Source organism: Oceanobacillus aidingensis, from assembly GCF_042654105.1.
Taxonomy (GTDB): domain Bacteria; phylum Bacillota; class Bacilli; order Bacillales; family Amphibacillaceae; genus Oceanobacillus; species Oceanobacillus oncorhynchi.
The window spans coordinates 1-21,161 of record NZ_JBHSFT010000017.1; the positions used below are offsets into that span (position 1 = coordinate 1).

At 39.3% G+C, this 21,161-nt stretch carries 18 protein-coding genes and 1 other annotated feature; of the genes, 12 read left to right on the forward strand and 6 right to left on the reverse strand.

What is annotated here, in order from left to right:
* The first annotated feature begins 413 nt into the window (after positions 1-413).
* The 9 genes from ACFO3P_RS11550 to ccpA all read left to right on the forward strand — a co-directional run bounded on the left by ACFO3P_RS11550 (position 414) and on the right by ccpA (position 11,447).
* Positions 414-740, forward strand: a complete 327-nt coding sequence (locus ACFO3P_RS11550; RefSeq protein WP_332093802.1) for a thioredoxin family protein — start codon at positions 414-416, stop codon at positions 738-740.
* 16 nt (positions 741-756) lie between these two features.
* Positions 757-1,572, forward strand: coding sequence for a DUF1444 domain-containing protein (locus ACFO3P_RS11555; RefSeq protein WP_042535510.1), 816 nt, complete (start codon positions 757-759; stop codon positions 1,570-1,572).
* Between the two features lie 5 nt (positions 1,573-1,577).
* Positions 1,578-2,183, forward strand: coding sequence for a YtpR family tRNA-binding protein (gene ytpR / locus ACFO3P_RS11560; protein ID WP_289585375.1), 606 nt, complete (start codon positions 1,578-1,580; stop codon positions 2,181-2,183).
* A 132-nt stretch (positions 2,184-2,315) separates the two neighbouring features.
* On the forward strand, positions 2,316-4,907 hold the full coding sequence (locus tag ACFO3P_RS11565; RefSeq protein WP_289585376.1) for a DNA translocase FtsK: 2,592 nt from the start codon (positions 2,316-2,318) through the stop codon (positions 4,905-4,907).
* 589 nt (positions 4,908-5,496) lie between these two features.
* Complete coding sequence (gene murC, locus ACFO3P_RS11570) at positions 5,497-6,792, forward strand: UDP-N-acetylmuramate--L-alanine ligase (protein ID WP_042535506.1); 1,296 nt, start codon at positions 5,497-5,499, stop codon at positions 6,790-6,792.
* A gap of 648 nt (positions 6,793-7,440) precedes the next feature.
* Positions 7,441-7,854: a DUF948 domain-containing protein gene (locus ACFO3P_RS11575; RefSeq protein WP_042535504.1), complete on the forward strand. Its 414-nt coding sequence runs from the start codon at positions 7,441-7,443 to the stop codon at positions 7,852-7,854.
* Between the two features lie 19 nt (positions 7,855-7,873).
* Positions 7,874-8,470, forward strand: a complete 597-nt coding sequence (locus ACFO3P_RS11580; RefSeq protein ID WP_042535502.1) for a YtxH domain-containing protein — start codon at positions 7,874-7,876, stop codon at positions 8,468-8,470.
* Between the two features lie 357 nt (positions 8,471-8,827).
* Positions 8,828-9,904, forward strand: a complete 1,077-nt coding sequence (locus tag ACFO3P_RS11585) for a bifunctional 3-deoxy-7-phosphoheptulonate synthase/chorismate mutase (RefSeq protein WP_212929569.1) — start codon at positions 8,828-8,830, stop codon at positions 9,902-9,904.
* Positions 9,905-10,451: 547 nt separating this feature from the next.
* Positions 10,452-11,447 carry a catabolite control protein A gene (gene ccpA, locus ACFO3P_RS11590; RefSeq protein WP_042535498.1) on the forward strand — a complete coding sequence of 332 codons (996 nt, stop codon included), beginning with the start codon at positions 10,452-10,454 and terminating at the stop codon, positions 11,445-11,447.
* A gap of 112 nt (positions 11,448-11,559) precedes the next feature.
* Here the strand turns inward: ccpA and ACFO3P_RS11595 are convergent, their stop codons facing one another.
* The 4 genes from ACFO3P_RS11595 to ACFO3P_RS11610 form a co-directional block, all read right to left on the reverse strand.
* Entirely contained in the window at positions 11,560-12,714 is a 1,155-nt protein-coding gene (locus ACFO3P_RS11595; RefSeq protein ID WP_042535496.1) for an acetoin utilization protein AcuC, read from the reverse strand.
* The gene (locus tag ACFO3P_RS11600) at positions 12,711-13,358 is read right to left on the reverse strand and encodes an acetoin utilization AcuB family protein (RefSeq protein WP_212929567.1); all 648 of its coding nucleotides are present in this window, start codon (positions 13,356-13,358) and stop codon (positions 12,711-12,713) included. The genes ACFO3P_RS11595 and ACFO3P_RS11600 overlap by 4 nt, the downstream gene beginning before the upstream one ends.
* 29 nt (positions 13,359-13,387) lie before the next feature.
* Positions 13,388-14,020, reverse strand: coding sequence for a GNAT family N-acetyltransferase (locus ACFO3P_RS11605; protein ID WP_042535494.1), 633 nt, complete (start codon positions 14,018-14,020; stop codon positions 13,388-13,390).
* A 184-nt stretch (positions 14,021-14,204) separates the two neighbouring features.
* Positions 14,205-16,721: a transglycosylase domain-containing protein gene (locus ACFO3P_RS11610; protein ID WP_226895001.1), complete on the reverse strand. Its 2,517-nt coding sequence runs from the start codon at positions 16,719-16,721 to the stop codon at positions 14,205-14,207.
* Positions 16,722-16,847: 126 nt separating this feature from the next.
* Positions 16,848-17,081 (forward strand) — a binding site (T-box leader).
* A 112-nt stretch (positions 17,082-17,193) separates the two neighbouring features.
* On the opposite strand from ACFO3P_RS11610, the gene tyrS reads away from it, so the two are divergent.
* Positions 17,194-18,471, forward strand: a complete 1,278-nt coding sequence (tyrS, locus tag ACFO3P_RS11615) for a tyrosine--tRNA ligase (RefSeq protein WP_042535493.1) — start codon at positions 17,194-17,196, stop codon at positions 18,469-18,471.
* 84 nt (positions 18,472-18,555) lie between these two features.
* On the opposite strand, the gene ACFO3P_RS11620 is transcribed toward tyrS, so the two are convergent.
* Entirely contained in the window at positions 18,556-19,413 is an 858-nt protein-coding gene (locus tag ACFO3P_RS11620) for a DegV family protein (RefSeq protein WP_042535492.1), read from the reverse strand.
* A 94-nt stretch (positions 19,414-19,507) separates the two neighbouring features.
* Between ACFO3P_RS11620 and ACFO3P_RS11625 the strand changes: the two genes are divergently transcribed.
* Both ACFO3P_RS11625 and ACFO3P_RS11630 read left to right on the forward strand, forming a co-directional pair.
* On the forward strand, positions 19,508-20,350 hold the full coding sequence (locus ACFO3P_RS11625) for a YitT family protein (RefSeq protein ID WP_193064340.1): 843 nt from the start codon (positions 19,508-19,510) through the stop codon (positions 20,348-20,350).
* Between the two features lie 16 nt (positions 20,351-20,366).
* Positions 20,367-20,786 (forward strand): hypothetical protein, encoded by a 420-nt coding sequence (locus ACFO3P_RS11630; protein ID WP_052485098.1) that lies wholly within the window; start codon positions 20,367-20,369, stop codon positions 20,784-20,786.
* Positions 20,787-20,895: 109 nt separating this feature from the next.
* On the opposite strand, the gene ACFO3P_RS11635 is transcribed toward ACFO3P_RS11630, so the two are convergent.
* Positions 20,896-21,159: a NifU N-terminal domain-containing protein gene (locus tag ACFO3P_RS11635; protein WP_042535487.1), complete on the reverse strand. Its 264-nt coding sequence runs from the start codon at positions 21,157-21,159 to the stop codon at positions 20,896-20,898.
* Positions 21,160-21,161: the final 2 nt, after the last annotated feature.

The following is a 21,161-nucleotide window of genomic DNA, read 5'->3' on the forward strand; positions in this document are numbered from 1 at the left end:
AGGAGCCGTGTGCGGTAATACCGCTCGCACGGTTCTGGGAGGAGTAGAGGAATTCAGCAAGCAATTATCGAACTGAATTCCCGCTTACTCGACTGGGAAAGCGCGTAGGGAAGACCCCGCAGAAAAAAGCGAACTTCTTTTTTTGAGGAGGCTGAGCTCAAGCCCACGGAAAGCGTAGTGTTTTTCTGCAGCGGCCGCATTAACCTGACAACATTGGTGATTACTCACCCCGCCATAACCCGTCGCAGGGGGTATCACTCTGGCAAAAACACCGATATTTAAAGACCAAGTGATGTTATTGTTTTATCTTATTTGAAAAATGAACGATAAAAATCAAAATTCAAATAATATGGAAACAAGGTAACATAATTGAAAGAATATGTGTGGCAAGCTATGATAGGAGTAAAGAAAGGATGTATAAAATGAAAGAATTACAAAATACAGAGGAATTTAATACGTATATTCAAGAAGGCCCGGTTGTCTTTTTATTTACGGCAGGATGGTGCCCGGATTGCCGCGTGATTGAACCGATTTTGCCTGAAATAGAAGAGGCTTATTCACAATTTCAATTTGTAGAAGTAAATCGGGATAACTTTATCGAGCTCTGTCAGGAATATGATGTCTATGGTATTCCTAGCTTTCTGGCGTTTGAAAAAGGGGAAGAACTGGGCAGATTTGTAAGTAAAGACCGGAAAACACAAGAAGAAATCGAATCCTTTTTAGACGGGCTTGCTAAATAGGTAGGGAGGCATTTGTATGGCAAAAATGACAAGCATTAAGATGAAACGCCTGTTGGAGGATGAACTGAAGAACCCTGATTATCGAGTGACCTACAAGCGTGATGACGATGCTGTACGAATTGAATGGAAGGACTCGAACGAAGGCATGACGGTATCATTGCCTAATTTAATTGCTAAATATAATGACCGGGGGAAGGAAGCCCTTGATGAAATCGTGGAGCATGTTAATGAAGCGTTAAAAATTATGAATCAGACGCAGCATTTAAAAGGAATGGAAAAGCAGATTTTTCCTGTGCTCCGTTCCCCTTCCTTCCCGACAGAAACAAAGGCAAAGAAGAAGTTGATTTATAAAGATCATACTGCAGAAACCCGGGTTTTCTATGCACTTGATTTAGGAAAGTCTTACCGTTTGATTGATGAGGATTTATTGGAGGAAGAGGGCTGGTCTAAGGAAAGATTAGATGAAATAGCATCTTTCAATATCCGCTCTTTATCTTATCAGCCGAAAGCAGATCAGGTTGCAGGCAATGATTTTTATTTCTTGGCAACACAGGATGGTTATGATGCAAGCCGTATTCTGAACGAAGCCTTTTTAGAAGAGATGCGTGCCAATGCAAAAGGAGAATTAACTGTTGCTGTACCGCATCAGGATGTGCTTATTTTAGGAGATATCCAAAATAAATCTGGATATGATATTTTAGCGCAAATGACAATGAAATTTTTTGCGGATGGCAGAATACCGATTACTTCTTTGCCGTTTGTTTATGAAAATAAAAAATTAGAGCCGGTATTTATACTGGCAAAAAATCGACCTGAGAAAAATGAGGAGTGAAAGAAATGGATGTTTTTTATAACCGTCAAGGAATTGGAGATGTATTGATTCTTCCTATTAAGGAAGGGAACCGCTATGAATTAAAGCAAGAAACGAATGGGGATATCACTAAAATAACATCAGCTGATGGAGAAGTGCTTGGCTACAATATTTTTCATGCTTCCACCTACTTTCAATTAGATGAAAAAAACGGTGCGATTCCTCTAGAAGAAAGCTTATTAGCGGAAATTCGTACACTTTTCCAAAGAAAAGGAATAGATGACCCCCTTGAATTTGATTTGAGCCCGAAATTTGTAGTAGGATTTGTAAAGTCAAAACAGGCCCATGAAAATGCGGACAAATTAAGTGTATGTCAAATTGATGTTGGGGAAGAAACCTTGCAAATTGTTTGCGGCGCTCCAAATATCGATGAAGGTCAAAAGGTCGTTGTAGCGAAAGTAGGAGCAACGATGCCGTCCGGAATGAAAATTAAAGCATCTGAATTAAGAGGTGTACCTTCTCACGGAATGGTTTGTTCTCAAAAAGAACTGGGCTTGCCTGATGTGCCGAAGGAAAAAGGCATTTATGTACTGGATGATACGTATCAAATTGGCGAAGAATTTACATTTTAACTTTCAAATCCCTTGTGTGAGCAGGGGATTTTTTAACAGGAAAGGAAACCGAAAAAATTATCGCAGTAATCATGTAAATCCCCTTGAAAAACTGCTAAAATGAACAGTATGAACAATTAAGGAAATGAGTGAATGCATATGTGGTGGGAGCAATGGAAAGAACGGCTCAAAAACATATTTACAAAAGAAGTGGAAATAGAAGTAGAGGAATTTGTTGAGGTTGAACAGGAAGAATCTGATAAACAACCAAATATACAGACAAAAATGACATACCATTATCCTTCCGGGCGATCATTTAAGTTTCCGGTGATTCCAGATACTGTTGATCAAAAAAAAGAAACGAATGTTGACAAGCAACCTAGTTATAAAAGAAGAAATCAAGATATTGTACAAGAAAGAAGAGAGAGACGGACACACAGAGAAAATAATCAAAGAAAAGAAACAACTGCGGACAAAAAGCCGGACAATCATCGCCCGCTGCCGAACCGAAGCAGAAAAGAAGCTTCGTATCCTGCACGTAATGCGCGCAGTACTCCGCAAGCGGAAAATAACCCGGGAAGAAAAGTATATAAGAAAAACCCGGATGTTCCTTTTCAGCCGACAGAGGTGCCTTCTCCGATTTATGGCTTTCAGTCGAGAGAATCTAAGCTGATTCATGAAATACCAGCGTATCAGAGAAAGGAATCCAAACTTCAAAAAGAGGATGAAGCAGCGAGCAGCTTAGAAGATACGATGATGTCAACTGAATCATTGTTAAGGAAAAAGGAAGAATTTCCGACAATAGATACAGGACACCACTCGGATAGAAAAGAAGCTGATATCTTTGAAACAGCGGATCCGTCAGATAAGCAGCAGGATACTTTTTCAAAAGATATGATATTAGAACAAACGCATGAAGTTCAGCAGGAAGTCAGCAGTACGGCGGAGATGCTGGAGACGGAGGAAGATGAGGTTCAAGAAACACCTCCGGAGCCGGAAGAGCCTAAAACCGAAACTGAAAATGATGTTACTTCCCAAAAAAGAAACCCGATTCATACAACAAACCAGATGCCAAGCCAGAATAAGGAAAGGTCAAGTCAGGCTTCAACTGCTTTTAATGTAATGATGACTCCGCGGGATAAGAAAAATTTGCAGGAGCAGCGAAAACGGGAGGAAACTTTTCAGCGATTGCAGCAAGCACATGAAAGACGCGAGGACGAGCTGCGCAAGGCAGAGGAAAAATTAGCCGAAACCCATGCAACGAATCAAGATTCCGAAAGCATGGCTTCGACTGTGAATATAGTACCTGCACCTGTACCTTCACGGAGCGAACCTGAACCGAGAGAGGTTCCTTTGCACTTGTTAAACGATCCAGCAGCCAAATCAACCGAAGAGGATGAAGAATGGCTGATAGAACAGCAAGATTTACTGGAAGAGACATTGAAGCATTTTCAAGTCAAAGCAAAAGTTGTAAAGGCAACACAGGGGCCGTCTGTTACACGTTTTGAGGTGCATCCTGAGATGGGCGTCAAGGTAAGCAAGATTAAAAACTTAGCTGACGATTTAAAACTAAATATGTCAGCGAAGGATATTCGTATTGAGGCACCTATTCCAGGTAAAAATACAGTAGGCATCGAGGTTCCTAATCTTCACCCGGAAATGGTGGGGATCCAGCGGATAATTGAATCGGATGATTTTAAAGATAATAAGTCTCCTTTAAGTGTGGCGCTGGGACTGACTATTGAAGGAATGCCCAAAGTAATTGATATTAATAAAATGCCGCATGGTTTGATTGCAGGAGCTACCGGTTCGGGGAAAAGTGTCTGTATCAACACCATTCTTGTCAGCTTAATTTATAATGCCAGTCATGAGGATGTGCGGATTCTGTTAATCGATCCTAAAATGGTTGAACTTGCTCCATATAATGGTATCCCGCACCTTGTTTCTCCTGTCATCACAGATGTTAAAGCTGCTACACAGAGTCTGAAATGGGCTGTGGCAGAGATGGAGGATCGCTATGATCGTTTTGTAAATGAAGGGGTCCGGGATATAAGCAGGTATAATCAAAAAATGCTGCGAGAAGGAAAAGCAGATCAAAAGATGCCGTTTATCGTGATTGTTATTGATGAATTAGCTGATTTAATGATGATGTCTCCGCAGGATGTGGAGGATGCCATCAGCAGAATTGCGCAAAAAGCAAGAGCATGCGGTATTCATCTTCTGCTTGCAACGCAGCGTCCATCTGTGGATGTTATTACAGGTCTGATCAAAGCAAATATTCCTACAAGAATTGCTTTTAGTGTATCTTCCCAAGTGGATTCACGGACAATTATTGATTCCAGCGGTGCGGAAAAGTTACTTGGAAAAGGGGATATGCTCCTGATTGAGAACGGCGCCGGGAAAAGTGTTCGTTTACAAGGACCATTTGTGTCTGATGAGGAAATTGAACGAGTAGCAAATTATGCAAAATCAATGGCTGAACCGAAATATCTGTTTGAACAGGAAGATTTATTAGAACAAGTACAGATAGATGAAGAGGAAGATGATCTCTTGGAAGATGCGATTGAATTTGTATTAAATCAAAATAGTGCAAGCACATCTTCCCTGCAAAGGCATTTTAAAATAGGATATAACCGTGCTGCGAGATTAATTGATTCTCTGGAACAGCGGGGAATTATCTCAGGGCAAAATGGCAGCCGTGCGCGAGAGGTCTTGATTACAAAAGCGCAGAGAGACAGTATGTAAACTGTCTCTCATTTTTTGGCGGTGAAAATACGGTTACTTTATAATAAACTAGCTCACACTTTGTTTGTTAAGAAAGGCTTGCCGGATGCTGTTTCTCCGCATATCAAAAATAAGGACAACTAAAAAAGTTGCTATAATTCCGGAAAGTTACTAAAATATAAAGGAAGCTTTTCAAGAGAGAAAGAAAATATAAGGCAAAAGCACATATTATTCATTATCTGTATAGAATGAGATATAGGCTCTCTATCTGTACAGAAAATGGTGCTTCTTTTTTACGTGTTAAGAAAGGATAATAGGGACTTGAGATGATTCGTCCCCACCGGCCAGCATTTGCAAAAATGCAAAAGGAAGTACATTTTTATGTAAATAAATGGGCGGACAAACGCTTTCGTTTAAAAAAATATGTTTAAAATGCTTGAATTTACTTTTAAAAGCTTTGAAATAATAAATTTTGCTTTAAAATAAGTTATTTATTTGTTATAATCCATTGAATGGGATTGCGGTTATATAATATCTTGACACAGAGCCGCTGATAACAAATAAAATGACATGAAAATGAATGGATGAAAAAACGTTGGAGGTTCGTTTTATGACAACTTACCATTTTATAGGTATTAAAGGAACAGGGATGAGTGCATTAGCACAAATTCTTCATGACTCAGGTGAGAAAGTACAGGGTTCAGATATTGACAGCCGTATTTTCACACAGCTGGCATTAGAAGAAAAACATATTCCTATTCTGTCTTTTTCAAAAGATAATATTCAATCAGATTATACGATTATAGCAGGAAATGCTTTTCCTGAAGACCATGTTGAAATAAAACAAGCGAGAGAGCTTGGTTGTAAATTTTATTGGTATCATGAGTTTTTAGGCGAATGGTTGAAGCAGTATACAAGTATTGCTGTTACAGGTGCACACGGGAAAACGACAACGACAGGATTATTATCACATGTTTTGGAAAGTGCTTATCCAATCTCTTATTTAATTGGAGACGGGACAGGGCGTGGGCATGTTGACAGTAAATATTTTGCTTTTGAAGCTTGTGAATATCGCAGACACTTTTTAAGCTATGAGCCGGACTATGCGATTATGACAAATATTGATTTTGATCATCCGGATTATTTTACAAGCTTAGATGATGTAGTGGATGCTTTTCAATCTATGTCTGATCGCGTGAAAAAAGGTATTGTTGCATGCGGTGATGATGAAGAACTTCAAGGCATTCATACGAAAGTGCCGATTATTTATTATGGTTTTAATGAGACAAATGATTTCCAAGCGAAAAATGTGGTAGAGACAGAGCAGGGAACAGAATTCGATGTATATGTTCGAAGCACCTATTATGAGCATTTCTTCATTCCTACATTTGGAAATCATACGATTTTAAATTCACTAGCAGTGATAGCGATTTGTCACTACGAAGGAATTCCAGTTGAATTTATGAAGGAATTAAGCTCTTTTAAAGGGGTTAAAAGACGCTTTACAGAAAAGACAATTGATTCTCAGGTAATTGTAGATGATTATGCACATCATCCTAAGGAGATTGCAGTAACAATTGAATCAGCTCGTAAAAAGTATCCAAATAAAGAAGTGGTTGCTATTTTTCAGCCGCATACCTTTACACGTACAAAAACATTTTTACAAGAATTTGCAGATAGTTTAAACCAAGCAGATAAAGTCTATTTATGTGATATTTTTGGGTCGGCTCGAGAGCAGTCAGGTCAATTAACTATTGAGGATCTGCAAAATTTGATTCCTGAAAGTGATATTTTAGATTTAGAGCATACCAATGTGCTACAAGAATATAAAGATAGCGTGTTGATTTTCATGGGTGCAGGAGATATTCAAAAATTCCAGAAATCCTATGAAGAGACACTAGCCTAAATGAAAAAGCAGTGAAGCGGTTCACTGCTTTTTTCTATTTGCCGTGGGTGTGCAGGCAATCTCGTTTATCCTGAGAGGCTAAAGAGCTGTCTATGGATTGCTTAGAGAATTTCCGGGGCTCCAACTGGCTCTCGTTGCTAAACAGCGACACAGGGGCAGATATAAGCCATTCTTGCAGTACTATTGATGAAAGCAATGTATCTTAAATACAGTAAAGACAGCTGTTCGAAAATACCTGCTGAATGAAATTTCATTCGATGTAAGGGCGGTTAGCTGCAGCATTCTATACTGGATATAGATTGATGTTGTATTTTAACGGAAAAATAAGATACAATAAGTATATGGATTAAATCTTTTAAGGGAAAATGTAGTTTATTCTTTAGCTATGCAGGGTAAGAATAAATTATGGTGCCAGCTCTCCCGGTATGGAATGGGCTAAAAGTGATACGGATAAGTATGCCGTTTACTTCACCGCAGATGTTAAAGAGCCAAATAATCGTGTTTTCCTGCAGACTGGATAAAGCAATGTTTTATCCAATACATTTTTACCGGGTTATTTGGACAACCTCTTTATGAAGTACATACTATCCCTTAAAACGTATTTAATCAATATGGATGAATCAAGAAATAAAGGAGTGATATAAGTTTATGGGAGTTATCCTCTATAGTGCACTGGCAATTGCCATAATAGCCTTGCTCATATTAATGATTTATGCGGTTATTTTAGTGTTCAACACAAAGAAAACAATGGAAGAAGTTCGGGAAACATTAGGGAAAATCAATCACCAGGTAAACGGAGTTACAGAAGATGCAAGAGAGGTTGTTCAGGATTCTAAAGGGCTGGTAGCTGATTTAACTCAAAAATCAACTCAGCTTGATGGTTTAATCCAGGGAGCAAAGGGAATAGGTGATACAGTAGAAGACTTTAATAAGTCATTACAGCAATTATCTAATATTATTTCAAAGCACTCAAAAGAGGACCAGGAAAAAGCTGCTCAAGCAGTAAAATGGGGTGCTTCCATTTTTGAGTATTGGAATAATCGGAAACACAAGTCTAATTAAATCTTAGGAGGTTATACGGATGGCAGACAATCAGATTAACACGAAGGATTTTATTATCGGAACACTTGTAGGAAGTTTTGTAGGAGCTGCGACAGCATTGTTGCTTGCACCAAAATCAGGTAAAGAACTGCGCAGTGATTTAAACGATAGTGCGGTTCAAGTGAAAAATCGTGCAACAGAATTAGCAGGAACAGCTCAGGAAAAAGGTGTGGAATGGAAAGATAAAGCTTATTCTACAACTTCCGATTTAACGAAGAAAGCAGTGGATGTAACTTCTGATTTATCCAAGACAGTTGCAGATAAATCTCAGGAGCTTACAGAAAGCGTAAAACAAAAAACGGCTGATTTGAAGGATGTCGTAGAAGATAAACTGAATGATGCTCAGGATAAAGCAGAAGATGTAAAAGATTCTGCTGGTGAGAAGCTGGATGATGCAAAAGATAAGGCTTCGGATTTAAAAGATGAGGTATCAGATAAAATAGAAGATGTAAAAAAAGAAGCTGCTGATAAAAAAGCAGAGGCAGAAGAAACTGCTTCTAAAAAAACAGCAGAAGTAAAAAAAGAAACAAAACAAGCAGTTAATGAAGTAAAAAAAGAAGCAAATAAAAAATCATAATACTTAAAAACATTGATGAGCATTTTTACTCATCAATGTTTTTTTATAATTATATCTTGTCTGTCCCGGAGAACCGCCCGTAAAATTCCCGCTGAATGAAGTTTCGTTCTATATGATTGTAGAACTCCGCTGATTTTTAAATTGAAAATATATTGGATTTATAAAGGAGGAGGGGAGGGCTTTTGGCCCTTCTTCCAAGATATATAATATAATTAATGGTTCCATTTTTCCGTATTTTCTCTAAGAATTAAAATTTTACATTAATTAGATGGTGACAAATAGAAGAATCTTAGCTATAATGGTCTCTAATTATTCTAAATGATTAAACAGATTAAGTGACTTGAGGAGTGTGTATTAATGAGTAATGAAATGGAACAGCTAAGAGAACAAATGGACAAGGTCAATCTGGAAATACTAGAATTGATTAACAAGAGAGCAGGCATTAATCAAGAGATTGGTGAATTAAAAACCAAGCAGAGCATTAAGCGATTTGATCCAGTGCGTGAGCGTGAGATGCTGGATAAAATTAAAAGTAACAATGATGGTCCATTTCAGGATTCAACACTTGAACATATTTTTAAAGAAATTTTCAAAGCAAGTCTTGAGCTTCAAGAAGAAGATAACAGCAAGGCACTTTTAGTATCGAGAAAGAAACAGCCTGAAAATACAGTCGTTGAGCTTAAAGGGGAAAAAGTCGGCGATGGCGGAATCAGCTATGTATTTGGTCCATGTGCAGTAGAAGGATATGAGCAGGTTGCTGCAGTAGCTGCGTCTGTAAAAGAAAAAGGATTGAAATTACTTCGCGGCGGGGCATTTAAGCCGAGAACATCTCCATATGATTTCCAAGGACTTGGAATCGAAGGATTAGAAATCCTGAAAAAAGTAGCGGATGAGTATGATTTAGCTGTTATCAGTGAAATTGTAAATCCTGCAGATTTAGAACAGGCAGTTGATTATATTGATGTCGTTCAAATCGGTGCAAGAAACATGCAGAACTTTGAACTGTTAAAGGCTGCTGGAGATGCTGGAAAGCCTGTCCTGTTAAAACGCGGACTATCTGCAACCATTCAGGAATTCATAAATGCAGCAGAGTACATCATGTCCAGAGGCAACAAAAATATTATGCTGTGTGAACGTGGAATTCGTACATACGAAAAAGCAACACGTAATACACTGGATATTTCTGCAGTACCTATTTTAAAACAAGAAACTCATTTACCTGTTTTTGTAGACGTAACACATTCTACAGGCAGAAGAGATTTACTGTTGCCTACAGCTAAAGCTGCTATCGCAGTCGGAGCAGACGGCGTAATGGCAGAGGTTCATCCGGATCCGGCAGTTGCTCTTTCTGACTCAGCTCAGCAAATGGATATCCCGACATTCGATCAGTTCTTTAAAGAAATCAAAGATGTTGAAAATCGTTTAGGAAAATAATAAAGACTGTCTCAAAAATTAGTGGTATAATTTTTGGGGCAGTTTTTTTGATAGAAAAAATGCTATACAGGATCTGCGCTAAAATAAAACGTTGAAAATGTTTTCAAAGTTTCAAGTTTGGATATAATAAGATAAAGGTATATTATATTTATAGTGTGTTTATGAAAATTTTCATTTTGTTTTCATGAAAGTTTTGTAATTTTTTTCATGGTAGCGTATGATATATAAATAGATGCAGCATTAGTTCTTGTTTAAAGTGAAACATTATTCAGCAGGGCTGTATTTCCCGATTTTGACTATGCTTGAAACGGGAGTCTTGCAAAAGCTCTTTGATGGGACGAGTAATCCCGGCAATATTGACAGGTTAATGATTTTGATGAATTTTGATACAGATAGTAATAAAACTGTCTAGCGAAGGAAAAACACGAAGACTCCTATGGGAAAGCGTTGTGTTTTTCTTCAGCGGTCGCACTAACCTGACAACATTGCCAGTCCCGGTTTCAGCCAGATGCACTGCGATAAAATGAATTTTAGGAGGTAGATAAACATGACTGTTACAATTTATGATGTAGCAAGAGAAGCAAATGTTTCCATGGCGACCGTATCTCGTGTTGTCAATGGAAATCCAAATGTAAAACCAACCACACGAAAGAAAGTATTAGCAACGATTGAACAATTAGGATATCGTCCTAACGCAGTTGCACGCGGACTGGCAAGTAAGAAAACAACAACCATCGGTGCGATTATTCCGGATATATCGAATATCTTCTTTTCAGAGCTTGCCCGGGGAATTGAGGATATTGCGACAATGTACAAGTACAATATTATTTTAAGCAGCTCGGATCAAAACAAGGACAAGGAATTGGAATTGATCAATACAATGCTGGAAAAACAAGTAGACGGTATCCTGTTTATGGGCGGAAATATCACGGAGGACCATGTTCATCAGTTTCAGACAAGCTCTGTTCCAGTTGTACTGGCTTCTACGTATGATTCGACAGACACCATTCCTTCCGTCAATATTGACTATGAACTGGCTGCATATGAAGCAACAAAATCATTGATTGAGAAGACAAACAAACAGCCTGCTTTAGTAGGCAGTGAATCAGATACAAGCGTGAACATTTTAAAAACGAATGGCTATCTGCGTGCATTGAAAGAGGCTGATATAGAGCCTAAAGAAGATTATATATATAAGAGTTCTTATGCGTATTCAACAGGTATAGAAGCAATGGAGCACTTTTTAAAATTAGAGGAACGCCCAGCTTCTGTATTTGTGATGTATGATGAAATTGCTCTAGGTGTTATTCATGGCGCGCAGGATAATGGACTGCAAGTCCCTGAGGATATCGAGGTATTTGGTTTTGATAATATCCGGCTGGCAAGCATGGTACGTCCTAAACTGACTACCGTTGTCCAGCCTACCTACGATATTGGTGCAGTAGGTATGCGTCTTCTGACGAAATATATGAACGATGAGGAAGTAGACGAGAAAAATGTGGTATTGCCGCATCGTATGGAATTCAGAGATTCTACAAAATAACACACAACAAAAAAGACAAGGCAGTTTTGAATCATAAACTGCTTTGTCTTTTTCTATGGCTGATAAGAGACAGTACTGGTTTGAAAAAGAAGAAATCTAACCTCCATTACAATCAAATAATCGCAGTATACTTAAGCATATCTTCTAACAGTAATTTGTTTTTCTCTGTGATTTCAGCCCTTCTAGGAATTACCGGATAAGAATCGGCTGCATCCTGCCAATTTGCCGGAAGGGCTACGGGAGCTTCCTTTTGCCATTTTTTCAGCCACTTTTCAGGAAGGGGACCTTTACAGCAGCTTCCTGTTTTCATCACATTCCACACCTGTCCCCACGCACGTGGCACAACACGCCACATGTCGTATCCGCCGCCGCTGACAGCAAGCCATCTTCCATCACAATACGTATCTGCAATTTCAGCGGCAAGCAAAGGGATTCTCTCATATATCTTCATGGTGCCGCACAAATGTGTTAAAGGATCAAGAAAATGGCTGTCCGCTCCATTTTGTGTCACAATAATATCTGGTTTGAAGAACGCAGCAATTTTCCGTAAAGCTGTTTCATATAATTCTAAGAAAGAATCATCCTCTGTAAAAGCATCAATAGGTAAATTAAAACTATAGCCGTGTCCGCCTTTGATTCCTCTTTCATTTACGTTTCCCGTACCTGGAAAAAGGTAACGGCCTGTTTCATGTATAGAAAAGGTGCATACATTCGGATCATCATAAAAACCAGCCTGCACGCCGTCCCCGTGATGTGCGTCTGTATCTACATAAAGCACTTTCAAATCCTCCTGTTCCCGCAAGTATTTAATAGCAATCGCGCAATCATTATAAATACAGAACCCGGAGGCTTTACGTGGAAATCCATGATGAAGTCCGCCGCCAATATTGGTTATTTTTTTATAATCTCCGTTTAATATTTTATCAATAGCAGTGAGACTGCCTCCAACTAATGCAGAAGAAGCTTGATGCATATTTGGAAAAATAGGTGTATCTTCTGTTCCTATGCCATACTCCTGTGCCCGATCTGCTATTAAATCTCCGCTGCCGGCTCTTTTAACCGCTTCAATATAGGTTGTATCATGAAAAAGAGCAATCTCTTCATCTGATGCAACCCGAGGTACAATGAAATCCTCTGCTGTTAAGGTAGCCTGCTCTTCCAGCAGTTCCTTCGTCAGTAAGGTCCTCTTGTGATTAAAAGGGTGATCTTCTGAGAATTGATAGTTTAAAAAATTAGAAGTATAAATAAAACCTGCCTGCTTCGTCATTTCTTTGGCTCCATAATATTATTTGGCCAGAGCAGGGTATAGCCGGCATCTCGAAGGTCATTGATAATAGGCATCGGATTTAACGTTTTAACACGGAAGACAAGTATTTTATAGTCAGGATCCTTATAAGGATAAAGCAATACGGAAACAATATTTACATTATGGTTGCCGAATACACTTGCCACCTTTGGCAGCTGTCCAGGCAGATCAGGTACTTTTACTTCAATAAGGGAGCTTTGTTCATGTGTTCCGGTCAATTGAATCAATTTATAGAGCATATCTTTTTCGGTTACGACACCAACCAGTTTGTTTTGGCTGACAACCGGTAAACAGGCAATCTCTTTGTCATAAAAAATATAAGCAATTTCTTCGACAAAATCCATGGGATGAATCGTTATCACCGGACTCGTCATAATGGTCTGAATCTCTTTGTTAAGAATATGAAAATCACTTGTATCCAAAAAAGTGGATGGGCTTGCATCTCTTACGTCGCGGTCAGAAACAATACCGAGCACCTGCATCGCTTCATCTACAATCGTGATATGTCTGATTTTATGCTTTTCTAATAGCTGCAATGCTTCATTGATTGTTGCATTCGGTGGAAGCGTTATCATATTCCTGTTCATTAATTCTTCAACTAGCATAGTAGAATCCCCCTTCAGTTATATCTCTGTTAATAATGATTCGGACCTAAAAAACGCAATTTATCAAATCGTTCAATGGATTTTTGCGGCACATTACTTCCTATACGGACCATCAAACAGTTAGCCGGATGAGAGTTTATCTCCGGTTCATCTGTAGGAGCTGGAAGAAGCCCTCCCGCTGCCATCATCTTTTCCATCACTTTCCGATAATCCCAGATACTTAATTGACTGTAATCAAGATCCCAATGCCAATAATATTCTGTAGAAATGACAATATAATTTTCCATGTAAGGGTCCTTCATGGATTGCCGGAGCAGTGTAGACCCGACGCCTCCGCCCCGATATTTCCGGATAATCTCAATTGCGCCTAATTCAATTAAATCCTCCATATTGAACTTGGACCATCTTTCCAATGGATCAGGATGCAGGTAAGTCACATAGCCGATAATGGTATCTGTTGTACGTGCAATGATAATTCTGGACTCTTCCAGCTCTGCGATGTCTAAAAGTGCTTCAAATTGTTTGTCAGCAGGCCGGAATGCAGTTAATTCTTCATGAAAATGATATTGTTCTAACTGGGAGCGTGAAACAGGACCTTCGATTGTCAGCAGACCTGCCTCTGTTTCTAAAAGGATTGAATCAAATTCCTTTATGTGTTTCATCCATCCACCACCTTTATGAGATACAAAATGCTCTTACCATCCATTATACAGAAAATCGCAGCATTTTTTTAGTATTTTTTGATAATTGTTAGGAAGCTTATGGTATGTAATAAAAAACTTCACTCTATAAGCGGATATCCCTTGCTTGATAGAGTGAAGTTTTATTAAAAATATATATCATTTGTTAATCGTCATCATCACCGTCATCGTCTGAGCTGGATGAGGACATACTGACTGGTATGCCAATTCTCAGCCATTTATCTGTTTCTGTTCGAGGATAGAGCATGGAAAAGTCATCCATATCATCATAACCATTTTCTCTCAGCCAGTCAGGGTTGAACATAATCCCGTTGCTTCTGCTGAATGACCTGCCGTCGTCATCTGATTCTAAAACGCGTCTGCTGCCTCTGGTTAAGCTATTGTCCTCTTCTGTCGGCACATGACGGGAATCAAATAAGTCTGTTTTAACCAGACCTACATCTTCACATAAATCGGATGGAAGCATTCCTGAAACGGCGCAGTAGCTTCTTTCTACAATGCCGTCCGGACGTTCAAACGTTGATTCCGGTGTTACCAGGACAGGGTCTACCTGCGCGGCGGCATTAATAACCTCCGCCCACAACTTCATATTCCGCTGACTGTATGTCAGATGATACTCATGATTGATGGGAGCAGGCGTTTCATAGCCAATCCAAGTTCCAAAGGTAATATTTGGATTAGTTGCTACAAACCAGGCGTCATGATAATCCTGAGATGTTCCTGTTTTTCCAGCCCAGTCGACATTTGTGTTTTGAAGCTGGGAATTCACGAAATTACCTGTCCCGTTATCAATCACATCCCGCATCATATCGACTGTCAGGTAAGCTGTTTCAGGTGAAAATACTTCTACTGGATCCGTTTCATGCTCATAAATCACATCGCCTTCAGCGTTTGTGATTCTATCAATCATATAAGCATCTGCAAACTTCCCGTTATTGCCAAAGGTGGAGAAAGCATTGACGTTTTCTTCTACTGATATACCATGGTCCATTCCGCCAATAGAAAGAGATGGCTGAACATGATCACCAGGCGTTAATGAAGTGATGCCCATCTTTTCCAAATATTCAGCAGCAGGGTCATTATTGATTATTTCCATATACACGGCGGCAGCAGGAATATTATAGGAATTGGCCAGCGCTGTACGGGCAGAGACAAGGCCATAATTTCCTCCTCCATAGTTACGCGGAGGCCATCCACCAGCAAATGTCCTAGGATAGTCTGCAATCGGTGTTCCCGGCTGAATAACGCCTTCTTCCATCGCCGGCGCATAATCAAGCAAAGGCTTGATGGTACTGCCGATAGAGCGTCTTGTATCCGTAGCGAAATTTACCTGGTGATCTTCATCAAAACCGCGTCCGCCGATAAATGAAATTATTTTGCCGGTGTTATTTTCAACCATTATCGCACCAGTCTGGATTTCCTGTGTTACTTCATATTCTTCCCCATCACTGTTTGTAGCGGTAAACGTTCTGGCATATCCATAGTCTGAATAATTGTCTGCTGCTTCTTCCATGGCGTCGTACATTTCTTTATTAATCGTCGTATGGATTTGATAGCCGCCGTCACGTAATTCTCTTTCTGTACGCTCCGCATATTCAGCTCGTAAATCGTCATCTTCTGCCAAATCTTTCTCAGTCACGCCGTCTTCTTCCATTAATAAACCTTGAATAATATCCTTGGTTCTTTTCTCTACTTCATAAGTGACATATGGATATTCGTCTGTAGAAGAAGGGATCGCATCAATAAAATCGCTGGCAATATCATAATTGGCAGCTTCTTCGAGTTCTTCATCTGAAATAAAATTCATATCATGCATGCGATTTAAAACTGTTCTCATCCGGCTGATTCCAGCTTGCAATTCTTCTTCAGACTTTCGCGCACCTTCCGCTGTAAATGGTGTGTAGGAAGAAGGACCTTGCGGAAGGCCGGCCAGATATGCAGCCTGCGGAAGTGTTAATTCAGATGCCTCTACACCGAAAATACCTTTAGATGCTGTCTGTATACCTGCAATATTACGGCCGGATGAATTTCTGCCATAAGGAATAATATTTAAATAAGCTTCGATGATTTCATCTTTTGTAAAATAATTTTCCAGCCGCATTGCTAATAATATTTCTTTGGCTTTCCGGTCAAAGGACACTTCGTCTGTTAGAATTTGATTCTTAATCAGCTGCTGTGTCAGTGTGCTTCCTCCTGTTTGGACAGAGGAATTTAGAAATTCCTGTGCCGTCGCTCTTAAGATCGCTTTTGGCACCACACCGTTATGCTCGTGAAAATACTCGTCCTCTGTTGCGATAACCGCATCAATCAATGTAGGTGAGATATCGTCAAGTGCTACTTCTTCCCGATATAAATCACTTCGGATATCTCCCAGGTAGACATCGTTAGCGAAATAAATACTGGATGTCTCAGAATAATTGTAAATATCATCTGCCATAGATGCTTCACTTCGTAATGGTTCGTCATAAACCAGGGAGGCAAAGTACCCAAGTCCGATTCCGCCGGCAAAAATTCCGCCGATGCCGATAATCACAATGACAAATAATACAATATTCCAAACAACGTCGTATGTAACTCGTGATGTCTGCTGGAGGATACCTTTTTTCCACCAGTCTTTAACAGTATTAAAAAAACGTTGCAGTTTTTCTTTCATAATAGACATTAGACCTCCTATTTCAACATTTATTATAACATAGTGAAAATACAGTTTGGTAGTAAGACGGAAAAAGGCTTGCATAGAAGAACTATTTATGCTATGAATAGTATCATATGAATTTAATTTTTTATGAAAGAAACATGGAAGGATCGAAGTAGCAACGTGAATCCCTGTCTTAGAGAACTGACGGATGGTGCGAGTCAGTATATATTCACTTGCGAATTACAATCTGGAGTTTTTCTTTTTATTATTCGCGTCATGGAGGCTGATAATAAGAAGAACGGTGACAACCATCGTTAACAAACCTTAAGCGGCTATTTTATAATAGCAACAAGGGTGGTACCGCGAATCCAACTCGTCCCTTTCTTACCAGAGAGGAGGCGGGTTTTTTTATTTACCTTAAAAAGGATGTACCAAAAGCGGGGAGCAGCTGGCATTGTCAGTAAAAAGAAAATACAAATAAGCAGGAGGAAATAATATGAATATTTTACAGGATTTAGAAAACAGAGGGTTAGTAAATCAAGTAACAGATCGGGATGGATTAGAAAAGCATCTTGAAAATAATCAGGTAACCTTATACTGCGGCTTTGACCCGACAGCGGACAGCTTGCATATCGGACATTTAGTCCCTTTAACGATGCTGCGCCGGTTTCAGCGGGCTGGTCATAAACCGATTGCCTTAGTCGGAGGGGGAACCGGGATGATTGGCGATCCAAGCGGCCGTTCAAGTGAACGCAGCTTGAATACCGAAGAGGTTGTTTTTGGTTTTACGGAAAGCATTCAAAAGCAAATTGCCAAAATTGTAGATATGGATGATACCTCCAGCGATAATCAAGTTGTCTCCCGCAACAACCACGATTGGCTGGGAAATATGACAATCATTGATTTCCTTCGCGGAGCAGGAAAGCATTTTGGGATTAATTACATGCTGTCTAAGGATTCGGTTGCTGCAAGACTTGCACAAGGAATTACCTTTACCGAATTCAGTTACATGATTCTGCAATCACTAGACTTTTTACGGTTATACGAAGAAGAAAATTGTACATTGCAAATTGGCGGAAGTGATCAGTGGGGGAATATCACAGCAGGGTTAGAGCTTATCCGCCGTTCCAGAGAGAACCAAGGGGAAACTGCTGAAGCATTTGGCTTAACTGTTCCTTTAATCACAACGGCAGATGGAACAAAATTCGGAAAAACCGCCGGGAACGCCGTGTGGTTAGATGCTGAAAAAACATCTCCATATGAATTTTACCAGTTTTGGATCAATGCTGATGATCGTGATGTGATTCGTTTTATCAAATACTTTACTTTCCTGTCAGATGAGGAAATTGCAGAGCTGGAAAAAGAAGTAGAAACACAGCCGGAAAAACGGGTGGCACAGCGCCGTCTGGCAGAAGAAATGACACGCAGCATCCATGACCAGGCTGCTTTGGATCAGGCGCAGCGAATTTCTGCAGCATTATTCAGCGGAGATATCAAACAATTAAAAGCAGATGAAGTAGAACAAGCGTTTAAGGATGTTCCCAATCATGATACGGGGAAAGAACCTTCCAGCTTAATCGATTTATTAGTGGATGCTTCTATCTCTTCATCGAAGCGGCAGGCAAGAGAAGATGTGAAAAATGGAGCTATCTACATTAACGGAGAACGTGTTCAGGATTTGGATTACGTGGTAGATGAAGCGGACCGTTTAGGGGATGCTTTCACGGTTATCCGCAGAGGAAAGAAAAAATATTTCTTGATTCGTTTTCAATAAAAAGAAGAAAAAATAGATTTGACGCTGTGATAACGTCAAATCTATTTTTTCCTCCAATACAGTATATACAGCGAAGTATATATTTTATTTGTTGTAGAAGAATAAAGCCAACGTGCCGGGACCTGAATGCGCGCCAATCACGGAACCAACCATTTCAATAATAATATTTTCTTCTTTGACATGAAACGTATCCTGAATCATTCTGGAAAGCTCCTGTGCACGAGGTAAATCATCACCATGGCTGATTCCAATGGTTTGATTTTGGAAATTGCTGCCCCGCTTTTCCATGACCTCTATCATGCGCTTCAGCACTTTCTTCGTTCCGCGAATTTTTTCTAAAGGAATAAGCTTTCCTCCGTCGACATGCAGAAGAGGTTTGATATTCAATAAGCCGCCGACAAAGGCAGCGGTTTTACTGACACGGCCGCCGCGATATAAATACTCTAAATTGTCCACAGTAAATATATGCTCCATCTGTGCGGCGTTTTTGGCGGTTTGCTGAATGATTTCATCAAAAGAGATATCCTTTTGAGCCATTTTAGCTGCTTCCAGTACGACTAGACCGAGGCCCAGTGAAGCACATTTGGAATCAATAATGTGCAGCTTTGCTTCAGGATATTTCTCTTTAATTTCTTGTTCAACCATTTTTGCAGCTTGGCAGGTTCCGGATAATTCCGATGAAAAAGCGATATAGAGTAGAGGCTTGCCTGCTTCCGCATAAGAAGTGAAGATTTCTTTAAATTGGTTTGCTGATGCCTGCGATGTTTTTGGTGTCTGTCCTTCCCGCATCGCATCATAGATTGTCTTCGGTTTAATATCGACACTGTCCCGATAATCTTTTGATTCAAGATGAACAGTTAAAGGTATCATTTCAATACTATATTCGTTATAATAATGTTCGGATAAATCACATGCGCTGTCTGCCAGAATGGTGATTGCCATTTTAATCACATCCGTTTCTATTTAAATAAGATTTAATTATAAGTTTACGTTTAATTGAATATTTAGTCAAAAATTTAATAAAGGAGGCTGTTTTGTGTTTTATATTGAAGCTAAGAGGATAAGTATAGTAATACTTGGAGCATTATTAAATGCTGCATCTTTAAACTTCTTTCTTATCGGTGCAAATGTCTATGCCAGTGGATTTACGGGAGCGGCTCAGCTATTATCCAGTATTTTTAATGATTTCTTAGGAATCGGCCTATCCACAGGTATTTTATTAGCTCTTTTAAATATTCCAGTTTTGATTTTAGGATGGTTAAAGGTAGGAAAGGGATTTACTGTTTATAGTGTGATATCTGTATTTTTCTCTACGTTATTTTTAGAGATATTACCGCTTATTTCTATTTCGAATGATATTATTTTAAATGCGGTATTTGGCGGTGTTATCGCTGGAGTCGGTGTAGGTATTACATTAAAAGCAGGTGCCTCTACAGGCGGTATGGATATTGTGGCAATGATATTATCCCGTCTGAAAGATAAACCGATTGGCAACTATTTTTTAATTATGAATTCCTTGATTATTGTTATTGCAGGTATTTTATATGAACCTGAAAATGCGTTATACACCATGCTGACACTTTATGTAACGACCCGTGTGATCGACACCATTCATACACGCTATGAAAAGGTTACTGCGTTTATTGTTACAAAGAAAACGGACGAGCTGCAGAAAGCCATCCATGATACGATGGTTCGCGGGATTACGATTTTACCTGCAAAGGGTGCTTATACAAAAACAGATAAAAGTCTCATGTATCTCGTTGTGACAAGATATGAATTATATGATTTAGAAAGAATTATTAATGAAATAGATCCAGAAGCATTTACAAATATTGTGGAGACTGCTGGAGTATATGGGTTCTTTAGAAAAGATTAAAAAGGTGTGTATATGTATGAAACGTTGGTATGCTGTTATTGCTGTGCTCGTACTATTGGCAGGCTGTGGGAATAGAGATGGGGAAGTCATTGAGCCGAGTGCTCCGGAGGAAAATAATGAAACGACAGGCACCGTAATGTTCCAGGAAATTGACATTACAGCAGATGGAGAACAATTCCATATCGTTGGTCAGGTAAGAACAGAAGGAAATGCTTTTTTCTATCGAATTGAACAGGATGGAGAAACCATTCAAGAGGAAACAACGGTAGACTTGGAAGAAGCAGATGCAGGTTCTTTTCAAAGCTTTCAAATCATGGAGACATTCTCCGAAGATACGCTTAGTCATGAGGAGCCTCCATTCGTCGTGATGTATGGAAAAGATGAAGATGATAATGAGATTAACGCAAATTATGTACCGATAGATACAGAAGAATAAGCTGTTTTTTGCCAGTATTATTTAAAATCCCCGGATTCGCTAGACCATAAGCGGTTCCGGGGATTTATAAGATAACAAGAAAGAGGCCGGGGAGCTCCCGGCCTCTTTCTTAATAGCCGAATTTAACAAATATTTCTTCCACCTTGGGATTAATATTCTCCCAGTCAGCGTCAAAATGTTTGTTGACCGTAATAAAATTTTGATAGCCAAATACGTTATCAACATCTTCCAGTTTCATTAATTCATTTAAAATTTCATGCTCGCTAACATCACCGGGCATAACAGAAATACTGTTTGTCCCAGAAAAAATAACACTATCTGATGTGTATTTCATTGCATTTGGATTTGGTGTCGGGGAAATATGTACTGCCATAT

Bases quoted from the DNA above. Each gene is read 5' to 3' on its own strand.
- ACFO3P_RS11605 (WP_042535494.1), bottom strand. From the start codon at position 14,020: ATGAAACACATAAAGGAATTTGATTCAATCCTTTTAGAAACAGAGGCA.
- ACFO3P_RS11595 (WP_042535496.1), bottom strand. From the start codon at position 12,714: ATGACGAAGCAGGCAGGTTTTATTTATACTTCTAATTTTTTAAACTAT.
- ytpR (WP_289585375.1), top strand. From the start codon at position 1,578: ATGGATGTTTTTTATAACCGTCAAGGAATTGGAGATGTATTGATTCTT.
- ACFO3P_RS11555 (WP_042535510.1), top strand. From the start codon at position 757: ATGGCAAAAATGACAAGCATTAAGATGAAACGCCTGTTGGAGGATGAA.
- ccpA (WP_042535498.1), top strand. From the start codon at position 10,452: ATGACTGTTACAATTTATGATGTAGCAAGAGAAGCAAATGTTTCCATG.
- ACFO3P_RS11610 (WP_226895001.1), bottom strand. From the start codon at position 16,721: ATGTCTATTATGAAAGAAAAACTGCAACGTTTTTTTAATACTGTTAAA.
- ACFO3P_RS11565 (WP_289585376.1), top strand. From the start codon at position 2,316: ATGCATATGTGGTGGGAGCAATGGAAAGAACGGCTCAAAAACATATTT.
- ACFO3P_RS11600 (WP_212929567.1), bottom strand. From the start codon at position 13,358: ATGCTAGTTGAAGAATTAATGAACAGGAATATGATAACGCTTCCACCG.
- murC (WP_042535506.1), top strand. From the start codon at position 5,497: ATGACAACTTACCATTTTATAGGTATTAAAGGAACAGGGATGAGTGCA.
- ACFO3P_RS11575 (WP_042535504.1), top strand. From the start codon at position 7,441: ATGGGAGTTATCCTCTATAGTGCACTGGCAATTGCCATAATAGCCTTG.
- ACFO3P_RS11585 (WP_212929569.1), top strand. From the start codon at position 8,828: ATGAGTAATGAAATGGAACAGCTAAGAGAACAAATGGACAAGGTCAAT.
- tyrS (WP_042535493.1), top strand. From the start codon at position 17,194: ATGAATATTTTACAGGATTTAGAAAACAGAGGGTTAGTAAATCAAGTA.
- ACFO3P_RS11630 (WP_052485098.1), top strand. From the start codon at position 20,367: ATGAAACGTTGGTATGCTGTTATTGCTGTGCTCGTACTATTGGCAGGC.
- ACFO3P_RS11635 (WP_042535487.1), bottom strand. From the start codon at position 21,159: ATGGCAGTACATATTTCCCCGACACCAAATCCAAATGCAATGAAATAC.
- ACFO3P_RS11550 (WP_332093802.1), top strand. From the start codon at position 414: ATGTATAAAATGAAAGAATTACAAAATACAGAGGAATTTAATACGTAT.
- ACFO3P_RS11580 (WP_042535502.1), top strand. From the start codon at position 7,874: ATGGCAGACAATCAGATTAACACGAAGGATTTTATTATCGGAACACTT.
- ACFO3P_RS11620 (WP_042535492.1), bottom strand. From the start codon at position 19,413: ATGGCAATCACCATTCTGGCAGACAGCGCATGTGATTTATCCGAACAT.